General features: G+C 65.6%; 8 protein-coding genes. 4 read left to right on the top strand and 4 right to left on the bottom strand.

Going from position 1 to position 12,673, the window contains the following annotated elements; translation table 11 throughout:
* Positions 1-196: 196 nt before the first annotated feature.
* The 3 genes from lpdA to aceE all read right to left on the bottom strand — a co-directional run bounded on the left by lpdA (position 197) and on the right by aceE (position 6,523).
* On the bottom strand, positions 197-2,020 hold the full coding sequence (gene lpdA / locus C6P61_RS00180; RefSeq protein ID WP_105727904.1) for a dihydrolipoyl dehydrogenase: 1,824 nt from the start codon (positions 2,018-2,020) through the stop codon (positions 197-199).
* A 61-nt stretch (positions 2,021-2,081) separates the two neighbouring features.
* Positions 2,082-3,755: a dihydrolipoyllysine-residue acetyltransferase gene (gene aceF / locus C6P61_RS00175; protein ID WP_105727903.1), complete on the bottom strand. Its 1,674-nt coding sequence runs from the start codon at positions 3,753-3,755 to the stop codon at positions 2,082-2,084.
* Between the two features lie 62 nt (positions 3,756-3,817).
* On the bottom strand, positions 3,818-6,523 hold the full coding sequence (aceE, locus tag C6P61_RS00170; RefSeq protein ID WP_105727902.1) for a pyruvate dehydrogenase (acetyl-transferring), homodimeric type: 2,706 nt from the start codon (positions 6,521-6,523) through the stop codon (positions 3,818-3,820).
* 157 nt (positions 6,524-6,680) lie between these two features.
* Between aceE and C6P61_RS00165 the strand changes: the two genes are divergently transcribed.
* From C6P61_RS00165 to C6P61_RS00150, 4 genes are all read left to right on the top strand, one after another.
* Entirely contained in the window at positions 6,681-9,245 is a 2,565-nt protein-coding gene (locus C6P61_RS00165; RefSeq protein ID WP_105727901.1) for a PAS domain-containing sensor histidine kinase, read from the top strand.
* 1 nt (position 9,246) lies between these two features.
* Entirely contained in the window at positions 9,247-9,873 is a 627-nt protein-coding gene (locus C6P61_RS00160) for a response regulator transcription factor (RefSeq protein WP_105727900.1), read from the top strand.
* Between the two features lie 14 nt (positions 9,874-9,887).
* Positions 9,888-10,742, top strand: a complete 855-nt coding sequence (folD, locus tag C6P61_RS00155; RefSeq protein WP_105727899.1) for a bifunctional methylenetetrahydrofolate dehydrogenase/methenyltetrahydrofolate cyclohydrolase FolD — start codon at positions 9,888-9,890, stop codon at positions 10,740-10,742.
* A gap of 225 nt (positions 10,743-10,967) precedes the next feature.
* A complete protein-coding gene (locus tag C6P61_RS00150; protein ID WP_371416992.1) occupies positions 10,968-12,101 on the top strand; it encodes a branched-chain amino acid ABC transporter substrate-binding protein in 1,134 nt (377 codons plus the stop codon).
* 125 nt (positions 12,102-12,226) lie between these two features.
* Here C6P61_RS00150 and C6P61_RS00145 read toward each other — a convergent pair whose 3' ends face one another.
* A complete protein-coding gene (locus C6P61_RS00145) occupies positions 12,227-12,670 on the bottom strand; it encodes a DUF4149 domain-containing protein (protein ID WP_105727897.1) in 444 nt (147 codons plus the stop codon).
* Positions 12,671-12,673 lie beyond the last annotated feature (3 nt).

The following is a 12,673-nucleotide window of genomic DNA, read 5'->3' as shown; positions in this document are numbered from 1 at the left end:
GGGAATTTTGACTAGCCTTGCATTATAGCTGGCTGGATCTTCCCTGCTTATACTCTAAAAACAGAAGCAAGTGCAAATCCTTCATGAGCCAACGAGGTCTGGGCACGCTCATCCACCAATGAAGAAAGCCGCAGCGCGGTAGCCCGGGCTGCGGCTGTATGGCTGAAGCGGCGCAGCGCTCTCGCGCTTCAGCGCATCATTTCTTGCTAGGCGGCAAGTCGGTGCAGGAGCCGTGCGCGACTTCCGCCGCCATGCCGATGCTTTCGCCCAGCGTCGGGTGCGGGTGGATGGTCTTGCCGATGTCGACCGCATCCGCGCCCATCTCGATGGCGAGCGCGATCTCGCCGATCATGTCGCCGGCGTGGGTACCGACCATGCCGCCGCCCAGGATCTTGCCGTGGCCATGCGCTTCCGGGCTGTCGTCGAACAGCAGCTTGGTCACGCCTTCGTCGCGACCGTTGGCAATCGCGCGGCCCGAGGCGGTCCAGGGGAACAGGCCCTTCTTGACCTTGATGCCCTGCGCCTTGGCCTGGTCTTCGGTCAGACCGACCCATGCCACTTCGGGATCGGTGTAGGCCACCGACGGGATCACGCGGGCGTTGAAGGCGGCGGATGCCAGTTCCTTGTTGCCCTGCAGTTCACCGGCGATCACTTCAGCCGCCACATGGGCCTCGTGCACCGCCTTGTGCGCCAGCATCGGCTGGCCGACGATGTCGCCGATCGCGAAGATATGCGGCACGTTGGTGCGCATCTGGATGTCGACGTTGATGAAGCCGCGGTCGGTGACGGCGACGCCAGCCTTGTCGGCCGCGATCGTCTTGCCGTTGGGCGTGCGGCCCACCGCCTGCAGCACCAGGTCGTAAGTGCCTTCGCTCTTGGTGCCGTCCAGACCCTCGAACTGCACCTTGATGCCTTCTGGGGTGGCTTCGGCACCGACCGTCTTGGTCTTCAACATGATGTTGTCGAAGCGCTTGGCATTCATCTTCTGCCAGATCTTGACCAGGTCGCGGTCGGCGCCCTGCATCAGGCCGTCCATCATCTCGACCACGTCCAGGCGCGCGCCCAGCGTCGAGTAGACGGTGCCCATCTCGAGGCCGATGATGCCGCCGCCGACGATCAGCATCTTCTTCGGCACGCCCTGCAGCGCCAGCGCACCGGTCGAGTCGACCACGCGCGGGTCCTGCGGCATGAAGGGCAGGCGCACGGCCTGGCTGCCAGCGGCGATGATGCAGCGCTTGAAGGCAACGACCTTCTTGGAGCCGGTCTTGTCCTGCGCGGTGCCGCTGGTCTCTTCGACCTCGACATGGTTGGCGCCGACGAAGGCACCGTAGCCGCGCACGATCGTGACCTTGCGCATCTTGGCCATGGCTGCGAGGCCGCCGGTCAGCTTGGCGATGACCTTTTCCTTGTGACCACGCAGCATGTCGACGTTGACGGTCGGGGCGCCGAAATCGACGCCAAGCGCGCCCAGGTGCGAGACCTCGTCCATCACGGCCGCCACATGCAGCAGTGCCTTGGACGGGATGCAGCCGACGTTGAGGCAGACGCCGCCGAGCGTCGCGTAGCGCTCGACGATCACGACCTTCAGGCCCAGGTCGGCGGCGCGGAAGGCGGCCGAGTAGCCGCCCGGGCCGGCGCCCAGCACCAGCAGGTCGCACTCGAGGTCGGCGCTGCCGCCAAAGCTGGCAGCAGCCGGGGCTGCGACCGCAGCGGCGGGGGCTGCAACCGTAGCAGCTGCGGCAGCAGGAGCGGCCGGTGCCGCAGCCGGCGCTGCAGCAGCGCCTTCGGCTTCGAGCACCAGCACGACGGTGCCCTGCTTGACCTTGTCGCCCAGCGCGACCTTGAGTTCCTTGACCACGCCGGCGTGCGACGCGGGAATCTCCATCGAGGCCTTGTCGGACTCGACGGTGATCAGGCTTTGCTCGGCCTTGATGCGGTCGCCGGGCTTGACCAGCAGCTCGATCACCGCCACTTCGTCGAAGTCGCCGATGTCCGGGACTTGGATATCAATCAGTGCCATTTCTTGTTCCTAATCGGTAGCGGGCAGGGCGCGGTCATCCGCCGCCCTGCCCTGTGTCGCATCAGAGCAGCACGCGGCGGAAGTCCGCCAGGATCTGGCCCAGGAAGGCGTTGAAGCGAGCGGCAGCAGCGCCGTCGATCACGCGGTGGTCCCAGGTCAAGGAGAGCGGCAGCATCAGGCGCGGCTGGAAGGCCTTGCCGTCCCACTTCGGCGTGATCTCGCTCTTGCAGACGCCCAGGATCGCGACTTCAGGCGCGTTGATGATCGGCGTGAAGTAACGACCCCCGATGCCGCCCAGGCTCGAGATCGTGAAGCAGGCACCGCTCATGTCGGCCGGACCCAGCTTGCCGTCGCGCGCCTTCTTGGCCAGTTCGCCCATTTCCTGGCTGATCTGCAGCACGCCCTTCTTGTCGGCGTCCTTGATGACCGGAACCACCAGACCGTTCGGGGTGTCGGCAGCAAAACCGATGTGGAAATACTGCTTGTAGATCAGCGCGTCGCCGTCCAGGCTCGAGTTGAACTCGGGGAACTTCTTCAGCGCAGCGACGCAGGCCTTGATCAGGAAGGCCAGCATCGTGACCTTGAGGCCCGACTTCTCGTTTTCCTTGTTAGTGGAAACGCGGAAGGCTTCGAGGTCGGTGATGTCGGCGTCATCGAAGTTGGTGACGGCCGGAATCATGACGGCGTTGCGCAGCAGGTTGGCGCCGCTGATCTTCTTGATGCGGCCCATCTCCTTGCGCTCGATCGGACCGAACTTGGCGAAGTCGACCTTGGGCCAGGGGATCAGGCCCAGCTCGGAACCACCACCACCCGCAGCCGCCTTGGGCGCCGCGGCAGCGATGGCCTTGGTCTGGGCGCTGCCAGCCATCACGGCCTTGGTGAAGGCCTGGATGTCGTGCTCGGTGATGCGGCCCTTGGCACCGCTGCCCTTGACCTCTTCCAGCGGCACGCCGAGTTCGCGCGCGAACTTGCGCACCGAGGGCGAGGCGTGCGGCAGGCCCAGCGCCGGGGTGGCGGTGGGGTTGTGCGCCGGGGCGGCGGCCACGGCTGCAGCAGCAGCGATCGGAGTCACCGCAGGAGCAGCGGCGGCAACCGGTGCGGCCACCGAAGCGGCGACCGGAGCAACAGCAGCAGCAGCGGGGGCAGCAGCGCCAGCGGCGCCTTCGAGGATCGCCAGCAAGTCACCGATGTTGACGGTGTCGCCGACCTTGACCTTGAGCTCCTTGAGCACGCCGGCGTGGCTGGACGGGATCTCCATCGAGGCCTTGTCGGACTCGACCGTGACCAGGCTCTGCTCGAGCTTGACGCTGTCGCCAGGCTTGACCAGGATCTCGATCACGGCGACATCCTTGAAGTCGCCGATGTCGGGCACGCGCACCTCGACCGGACCGGCAGCCACGGCCGCGACAGGCGCAGCGGCGACTGGAGCGGCTGCGGCGGGAGCCGGGGCTGCAGCCGGTGCAGCAGCGGCAGCCGGAGCGGCCACGGCGGCTTCGCCGGCCACTTCGAGCAGCAGCACGACCGAGCCCTGCTTGACCTTGTCGCCCAGCGCGACCTTGAGTTCCTTGACCACGCCAGCGGCCGAGGACGGGATTTCCATCGAGGCCTTGTCGCTCTCGACCGTGATCAGGCTCTGTTCGGCCTGGACGCTGTCGCCGGGCTTGACCAGCAGCTCGATCACCGCCACTTCGTCGAAGTCGCCGATGTCCGGGACCTTGATTTCAATGATTGCCATGTTGTGTCTCTCTGATATCAGTTGGGGACAGGGCAGCCGCCCCGTCCCGTCAGGTCACGGATTTAAGCGTAGAGCGGGTTGGCCTTGTCGGCGTCGATGCCGTACTTGGCAATCGCCTCGGCGACCTTGGCCAGCGGCAGCTTGCCTTCGTCAGCCAGCGACTTGAGCGCCGCGATCACGATGAAGTGACGGTTGATCTCGAAATGCTCGCGCAGCTTGCTGCGGAAGTCGCTGCGGCCGAAACCGTCGGTGCCCAGCACCTTGAAGCTGCGACCCTGCGGCATGAAGGGGCGGATCTGCTCGGCGTAGTTCTTCATGTAGTCGGTCGAGGCGATCACCGGACCGGCATGAGCGGCCAGCTGTTGCGCCACGAACGGGACCTGCGGGGTCTCGAGCGGGTGCAGCAGGTTGAAGCGCTCGGCGTTCTGGCCGTCGCGGGCCAGTTCGTTGAACGACGGGCAGCTCCAGACGTCAGCCTGCACGCCCCAGTCGGCGGCCAGCAGTTCCTGCGCCGCGATCGACTCGCGCAGGATGGTGCCCGAGCCCAGCAGCTGCACGCGCTGCTCGCCTTCAGCGCCCGGCTTGCACAGGTACATGCCCTTGATGATCTGCTCTTCGGTGCCGGCGGTCAGGCCCGGCATCGCGTAGTTCTCGTTGAGCAGGGTCAGGTAGAAGAACACGTTCTCCTGGCGCTCGACCATGCGCTTCATGCCGTGATGCAGGATCACGCCGACTTCGTGCGCGAAGGTCGGGTCGTAGGAGACGCAGTTCGGGATCGTGCCGGCCAGGATATGGCTGTGACCGTCCTCGTGCTGCAGGCCTTCGCCGTTGAGCGTGGTGCGACCCGAGGTGCCGCCGAGCAGGAAGCCGCGCGCCTGCATGTCGCCGGCCGCCCAGGCCAGGTCACCGATGCGCTGGAAGCCGAACATCGAGTAGTAGACGTAGAACGGGATCATGATCCGGTTCGACGTGCTGTACGAGGTGGCGGCCGCGATCCAGCTGCTCATGCCGCCGGCTTCGTTGATGCCTTCCTGCAGGATCTGGCCGGCCTTGTCTTCCTTGTAGTACATGACCTGGTCGCGGTCGACCGGGGTGTACTGCTGGCCCAGCGGGTTGTAGATGCCGATCTGGCGGAACAGGCCTTCCATGCCGAAGGTGCGCGCCTCGTCAACCAGGATCGGCACCACGCGCGGGCCGATGGCCTGGTCGCGCAGCAGCTGGGTCAGGAAGCGGACATAGGCCTGGGTGGTCGAGATCTCGCGGCCTTCGGCGGTCGGCTCGAGCACAGCCTTGAAGTTCTCCAGCGCCGGCACGGTGAAGCTCTCGTCGGCCTTGGTGCGGCGGTGCGGCAGGTAGCCGCCGAGTGCCTTGCGGCGCTCGTGCAGGTACTGCATTTCCGGGGTGTCATCGGCCGGCTTGTAGAACGGGATCTGCGCCAGCTCGCTGTCCGGAATCGGGATGTTGAAACGATCGCGCATGTAGCGGATGTCGTCGTCGGTCAGCTTCTTGGTCTGGTGGACCGTGTTCTTGGCCTCGCCGGCCTTGCCCATGCCGTAGCCCTTGACGGTCTTGACCAGCAGCACGGTCGGCTGACCCTGGTGCTTGACGGCGCGGTCGAAGGCAGCGAACACCTTCTGCGGATCATGGCCGCCACGGCGCAGGGCCCAGATGTCGTCGTCGCTCAGGTGCGAGACCATCTCGAGCGTGCGCGGATCGCGGCCGAAGAAGTTCTTGCGCACATAGGCGCCGTCGAAGGCCTTGAAGCTCTGGTAGTCACCGTCGAGGGTGTCCATCATCAACTTGCGCAGCGCGCCGTCCTTGTCGCGTGCCAGCAGCGAATCCCATTCGCTGCCCCACAGCAGCTTGATGACGTTCCAGCCGGAGCCGCGGAACTCGCTCTCGAGTTCCTGGATGATCTTGCCGTTGCCGCGCACCGGGCCGTCGAGGCGCTGCAGGTTGCAGTTGATGACGAAGATCAGGTTGTCCAGGCCTTCGCGGGCGGCCAGGCCGATCGCGCCGAGCGATTCCGGCTCGTCCATCTCGCCGTCGCCGCAGAAGACCCAGACCTTGCGGTTTTCGGTGTTGGCGATGCCGCGCGCGTGCAGGTACTTCAGGAAGCGGGCCTGGTAGATCGCCATCAGCGGGCCCAGACCCATCGAGACGGTCGGGAACTGCCAGAACTCGGGCATCAGCTTGGGGTGCGGGTAGCTCGACAGACCCTTGCCGTCGACTTCCTGGCGGAAGTTCAGCAGCTGCTCTTCGGTCAGGCGGCCTTCGAGGTAGGCACGCGCGTAGACGCCAGGCGAGACATGGCCCTGGATGTAGAGGCAGTCGCCGCCGTGGTTCTCGCTCTCGGCATGCCAGAAATGGTTGAAGCCGGCGCCGAACATGCTGGCCAGCGAGGCGAAGGAGCCGATATGGCCGCCCAGGTCGCCGCCGTCTTCCGGATTGTGGCGGTTGGCCTTGACCACCATCGCCATCGCGTTCCAGCGCATGAAGGAGCGCAGGCGCTCCTCGATCTCGATGTTGCCGGGGCAACGCGCTTCCTGCTCGGGCGGAATGGTGTTGACATAGGCCGTGTTGGCCGAGAACGGCAGGTCGATGCCGCTGGCGCGGGCTTCTTCAAGCAGCTGCTCGATCAGGAAATGGGCGCGATCGGCGCCTTCCTGGCCGATGACCGCCTTGAGCGCGTCCATCCATTCGCGGGTTTCCTGACTATCGATATCCTGGCGTGCGCCGCCTTGGGGCAACTGCTGGCTGTCTGACATGGTGTCTCCTTGGTTGGGAAAGGGGTTTGAATTTTGGTTGTTTCAGATTTTCACATTCTTTCCTTGTATTTTCAAGTCATGCATGTCGATTTTGTATTGTGAAAAATTCAGGCGGCCGCTCGATCCCTTCTGACAGCCTCGCTTAGACTCGGGCCAGATGTCAATTGCCAACAACCCCACCACTTCAGCTCCCAGTCTGCTGGCCAGCTGGCGGCGCTGGTGGCGCAGCCTGCCGCCGCTGCGCCAGGACCGCATCGCCACGTTCGGACCCGCCGTCTCGGTGATCGTCTTCCTGGCGGCGATCGCGGCCGCGATGATCTATTTCCAGCTCGAGGAGTACGAGCGCGAGCGCGAAGCGGTGATGCGCGATGTCGAATACGCGCAACTGCAGCTGCGCCAGCGACTGCAGGACCGCAAGCAGCAATTGCTGGCCGTGGCCCAGGATCTGTCGCAGCGCAAGAGCGGTGCCTTCGAATTCGAATTCCAGGGCGAGATCCTGATCAGCCAATACCCCGAGCTGTCCACGCTGAGCTGGATCGGTGCGCAAGGCGAGGTGATTGCGTCCCGGCTGGCGCCGGACGCGCCCGAGACCCCCGACCACGAGGCACGCAACCGCCTGAGCCACCCGGCCCGCCTGGCCGCTTTCGAGCAGGCGCGCCGGCAACTGACCCCGGTCTTCCTGCACGCCAACTTCGGCCGCCAGGAAGGCCCGGCGCTGCTGCTGGCCCTACCGCTGGCCAGGCGCGACCTGTTCCAGGGCATGGTGCTGGCCGAGTTCTCCTACGAGGAATTGCTACGCCAGGCGGTACCGAAAGCGACGCTGGCGCGTTATGCGGTAGCGCTGGTCGATGAACAGGGCGAACGGCTCGCGGGCGTCAAGCAAGACAGCAAGCGCGCCATGCTGCACCGCCTGCCCTGGGCGATGGAGCCCCCCGCCTACCGCGTCACGCTGTCACCCCAGGACGGCCGGCTGACGCTGCAGGCCCAGGCCTATCGCACCTCGCAGGACGGCCCCGGTCGCGCGCTGTTCTGGACCCTGGGCGCCTTGAGCCTGCTGACAGTCTGGATGCTGCTGGCCAACTGGCGCCATTCGCGGCGGCGGATACAGGCGCAGCAGGCGCTGCTGACCGAGACCAATTTCCGGCGCGCGATGGAGAACTCGATGCTGACCGGCATGCGTGCGCTCGACCTCGAGGGCCGCATCACCTATGTCAACCCGGCGTTCTGCCGCATGACGGGCTGGACCGAGGAGGACCTGGTCAACACCGGGCCGCCCTACCGCTACTGGCCGGAAGAAGACCACGAGACACTCTGGAAGATCCTCTACGAGGAGCTGCACGGGCGCTATTCGCCCAGCGGCTTCGAGATGCGCTTGCGCCGCAAAGATGGCAGTCTGTTCAACGCGCGCATGTATATCTCGCCGCTGATCGCGCCCGACGGCCACCAGACCGGCTGGATGACCTCGATCACCGACATCACCGAACCCAAGCGGGTGCGCGAGGAGCTCAGCGCCTCCTACGAACGCTTTGCCACCGTGCTCGACAGCCTGGACACGGCGATCTCGGTCGCCCCGCTCGGCAGCGTCGAGCTGCTGTTTGCCAACAAGATGTACCGCAACTGGCTCGGGCAGCGCGGCGACGGGCACCGCCAGCTGCTGGACCTGGCCTGCATCGCGCCCCGCTCGGCCCAGGCGCAGCAGGAAGCCGCAGTGGCCGAGGCCGAGCCTGAACCCGGCGATGAGGCGCCGGCCTTCGGCGGCAACGGCAACAACGGCGGCAGCGCCGAAATCTGGCTGCCCGAGCTCGAGAAATGGCTGGAAGTGCGCACGCGCTACCTGACCTGGGTCGACGGACGGATGGCGCAGATGGTGATCGCCAGCGACATCACCGCGCGCCGTCATGCCGAGGAGCTCGGCGCGCAGCAGGCCGAGCGCGCCCAGACCGCCAGCCGCCTGATCACGATGGGCGAGATGGCGTCGAGCGTCGCGCATGAACTCAACCAGCCGCTGACCGCGATCAACAACTACTGCAGCGGCATCATCTCGCGCCTCAAGCGCCAGCAGATCAACGAGGAAGAACTGCTCGGCGCGCTCGAGAAGACCATCAAGCAGGCGCAGCGGGCCGGCCAGATCATTCAGCGCATCCGTGCCTTCGTCAAGCGCAGCGAACCCAATGTGACGCTGTCCGATGTGGCGCAGATGGTGGGCAACGCGACCGAGCTGGCCGAGATCGAATTGCGGCGGCACCAGATCCGGCTCAACTGCTATCTGGCCGCCAGAATGCCGGCGCTGATGGTCGACCCGATCCTGATCGAGCAGGTGCTGATCAACCTGATAAAGAACGGCGGGGAATCGATCCAGCAGGCGCAGCGGCCTCCGGTCATGCGCCATGTCGAGCTGCGCGTGAGCCAGCGCCAGGTCGAGCAGCAAGCCGTGGTCGAATTCTGCGTGCAGGATACCGGCCAGGGCGTGCCGCCCGAAATGCTCGAGCGCATCTACGAGGCCTTCTACAGCACCAAGGCCGAGGGCATGGGAATCGGCCTCAAGCTGTGCCGCTCGATCGTGGAGGCCCATCACGGCCGGCTGCAGGCGCGAAACCTCTACAATCCCGATGGTATCGTGGGCTGCGAGTTCAGCTTCTGGATCCCGGTCACCGAGCCCCCTCGAAGCGATGCTGAAACGACAACGCCGGCTCCCCCCGCCGGCCTGATAGCGAAAGAATAAGATGAGTTTGATCCCTAAAAAGGGCACGGTCTATGTCGTGGACGATGATGAGGCAGTACGCGATTCGCTGCAATGGCTGCTAGAAGGCAAGGACTACCGCGTCCGCTGCTTCGAGTCGGCGGAATCCTTCCTGAGCCGCTTCGATCCGCGCGAGGTTGCCTGCCTGATCGCCGACATCCGGATGGACGGCATGAGCGGCATGGAACTGCAGGACCGCCTGATCGAGCGCCTGTCGCCGCTGCCGATCGTCTTCATCACCGGCCACGGCGACGTGCCGATGGCGGTCGAGACCATGAAGAAAGGCGCGCTGGACTTCATCCAGAAGCCCTTCAACGAGGAGCATCTGCTGCCGCTGGTCGAGCGCATGCTGGACCGGGCGCGTGAATCGTTCGCGGCGCAACAGGTAGTGGCCAACCGCGAGGCGCTGATCGCCAAGCTGACTTCGCGCGAGGCCCAGGTGCTCGAGCGCATCGTGGCCGGCCGGCTCAACAAGCAGATCGCCGACGACCTCGGCATCAGCATCAAGACGGTCGAGGCGCACCGCGCCAACATCATGGAAAAGCTCAACGCCGCGACCGTGGCCGATCTGCTCAAGATCGCGCTCGGCCAGGCCCCTGCCAAGAACTGAAAGTCCGCCCAAGAATGACTGCACAACTGATAGACGGCAATGCCCTTTCGCGCCAGCTGCGCACCCAGGTCGCCGAGCGCGTCAGCGCGCTCAAGGCCCAGGGCCTGACCCCCGGCCTGGCCGTGATCCTGGTCGGTGAGAACCCGGCCAGCCAGGTCTATGTGCGCAACAAGGTCAAGGCCTGCGAGGACACCGGCATGCATTCGGTGCTCGAAAAATACGAGGCCAGCATGACTGAGTCCGAGCTGCTGGCCCGCGTCGAAGCGCTCAACAACGACCCCAGCATCCACGGCATCCTGGTCCAGCTGCCGCTGCCGGCGCACATGGACGCGCAGAAGGTGATCGAGGCCATCAGCCCGGCCAAGGATGTCGACGGCTTTCACATCGCCAGCGCCGGCGCGCTGATGACCGGCATGGCCGGCTTCTGGCCCTGCACGCCCTACGGCTGCATGAAGATGCTCGAGAGCATCGGCTACTCCCTCAAGGGCAAGCACGCGGTCGTGATCGGACGCAGCAACATCGTCGGCAAGCCGATGGCGCTGATGCTGCTGCAGCAGAACGCCACCGTGACGATCTGCCACAGCGCGACGCCCGACCTCAAGGCCATGACGCTGCAGGCCGACGTGATCGTCGCCGCGGTCGGCAAGCGCAATGTGCTGACGGCCGACATGGTCAAGCCCGGCGCCGTCGTGCTCGACGTCGGCATGAACCGCGACGAGGCCGGCAAGCTCTGCGGCGACGTCGATTTCGACGGCGTGCGGCAAGTGGCCAGCTACATCACCCCGGTGCCGGGCGGTGTCGGCCCGATGACGATCACGATGCTGATGGTCAACACGCTCGAATCGGCCGAGCGCGCGCTCGCGGCCTGATTCTTCCGCTCCGAGCCGGCCCCCAGGCGAGGCCAGCGGACTGACGGCACCCGGTTCCAGCGATCCGGGTGCCGTTTTTCATGGGCGGTGCGAACGCTGCAGGCACAGTTTCAGGGTAAACCCCGAACCTGGCAGGCGCGCGGGCCCGGAAATTGCATGTAAGGTATCGACCTGATCTGGACCCATTCAGTACCCCCTTTAGCTTCAACAGGAGTCGCGATGCAAATGAAGATGAAACTCACCGTTCTCGCTGCCATGGCCGCCGCCTTCGGCTCGGTCAGCGCCCAGGAAGTGGTCAAGATCGGCCACGTCGGCCCGACCAGCGGCGCCATTGCCCACCTGGGCAAGGACAACGAGAACGGCGCCCGTCTGGCGATCGAGGAGCTCAACGCCAAGGGCGTCAAGATCGGCGGCAAGGCCGTCAAGTTCGAGCTGGTGGCCGAGGACGATGCCGCCGATCCCAAGCAGGCCACGGCCGCCGCGCAAAAGCTGGTCGACTCCAAGGTCAATGGCGTGATCGGCCACCTGAACTCGGGCACCACGATTCCGGCCTCCAAGATCTACAGCGACGCCGGCATCCCGCAGATCTCGCCCTCCTCGACCAACCCGAAATACACCCGCCAGGGCTACAAGACCGCTTTCCGCGTCGTGGCCGATGACGTCCACCTGGGCGGCACGCTGGGCCGCTACGCGGTCAACCAGCTCAAGGGCAAGAGCGTCGCCGTGATCGACGACCGCACCGCCTACGGCCAGGGCGTGGCCAACGAGTTCGAGAAGGCGGTCAAGGCCGCTGGTGCCACCATCGTCGGCCGCGAGTTCACCTCGGACAAGGCCACCGACTTCATGGCGATCCTGACCACGCTCAAGGGCAAGAAGCCCGATGTCGTGTTCTTCGGCGGCATGGACTCGGTCGGCGGCCCGATGCTCAAGCAGATGAAGTCGCTCGGCATCAATGCCAAGTTCATGGGCGGCGACGGCATCTGCACCGCCGAGCTGCCCAAGCTCGCGGGCGACGCGATGGCCGACGGCCAGGTGGTCTGCGCCGAAGCCGGTGGTGTCGAGGGCGACCAGAAAAAGGCCGCTGCCGACTTCGGCGTACGCTTCCAGAAGCGCTTCAACGACGACGTCAAGCTCTACGCGCCCTATGTCTACGACGCTGTCAACGTGATGGTCGATGCGATGGTGCGCGCCGGCTCGGCCCAGCCGTCCAAGTACCTGCCTGAACTGGCCAAGACCAAGGCCTTCGGCGGCGTCATGGGCCCGATCAGCTTCGACGAAAAGGGCGACATCAAGAACGGCGCGCTGACGCTCTACACCTACAAGGGTGGCAAGCGCGACGCGATCGCCGTGATCCGCTGAGTCCTAATCAGCGTTAGCGATTGAAAAGGCCGCCAGCTCTTCTGAGCTGGCGGCCTTACTTTATTGACTTCGCGCGGTTGCGATGCAGCAGTCTGCAGGCCACAGTCCAGGCCTGGAGGCCAGGCTCAAGGGCGGCCAGCCAGCCGGGTCAGCACGCGCAAGGCGCACCCCCATTGCAGCAGCACCAAGACGGTGCCTGCACCATGCCAGAGCCTGAGGTCGCCGCCGCTGCTGCGCGCAGTCACGATGCGCTGGGCGACGCCGAACTCCTGCACCAGGGCCGCCAGCGCCGCCAGCAGCAGCCAGGGCAACAGCGACGCCAGCAGGCCTGTTCCAGCAGTGCCGGCCGGCACGACCGAGCGTGCGGTCTGCGCGCGCGCCCACAGCAGCAGGCCAAGCGCTGCGCACAGGCTGGCCCAGGACTGGATCTGGAACAGCCGGGCCGCATAGGGTCCGGCCAGGGCCGGGTTGCCGAAATGGGCAAAGGCCAGCGGCACGGCGACGAAACTCAAGGCAGTCAAGCCGCCCCACCAGAGGGCGGCCAGCAGCAAGGGCCATTGCCGACGCATGGT

Origin of the sequence: Malikia spinosa (assembly GCF_002980625.1) — a bacterium.
Taxonomy (GTDB): Bacteria; Pseudomonadota; Gammaproteobacteria; order Burkholderiales; family Burkholderiaceae_C; genus Malikia; species Malikia spinosa.
Note: the sequence above shows the minus strand (reverse complement) of the source record. Positions and strands in the feature narration are given on the sequence as shown.

Bases quoted from the DNA above. Each gene is read 5' to 3' on its own strand.
- lpdA (WP_105727904.1), bottom strand. From the start codon at position 2,020: ATGGCACTGATTGATATCCAAGTCCCGGACATCGGCGACTTCGACGAA.
- aceF (WP_105727903.1), bottom strand. From the start codon at position 3,755: ATGGCAATCATTGAAATCAAGGTCCCGGACATCGGCGACTTCGACGAA.
- aceE (WP_105727902.1), bottom strand. From the start codon at position 6,523: ATGTCAGACAGCCAGCAGTTGCCCCAAGGCGGCGCACGCCAGGATATC.
- C6P61_RS00165 (WP_105727901.1), top strand. From the start codon at position 6,681: ATGTCAATTGCCAACAACCCCACCACTTCAGCTCCCAGTCTGCTGGCC.
- C6P61_RS00160 (WP_105727900.1), top strand. From the start codon at position 9,247: ATGAGTTTGATCCCTAAAAAGGGCACGGTCTATGTCGTGGACGATGAT.
- folD (WP_105727899.1), top strand. From the start codon at position 9,888: ATGACTGCACAACTGATAGACGGCAATGCCCTTTCGCGCCAGCTGCGC.
- C6P61_RS00150 (WP_371416992.1), top strand. From the start codon at position 10,968: ATGAAGATGAAACTCACCGTTCTCGCTGCCATGGCCGCCGCCTTCGGC.
- C6P61_RS00145 (WP_105727897.1), bottom strand. From the start codon at position 12,670: ATGCGTCGGCAATGGCCCTTGCTGCTGGCCGCCCTCTGGTGGGGCGGC.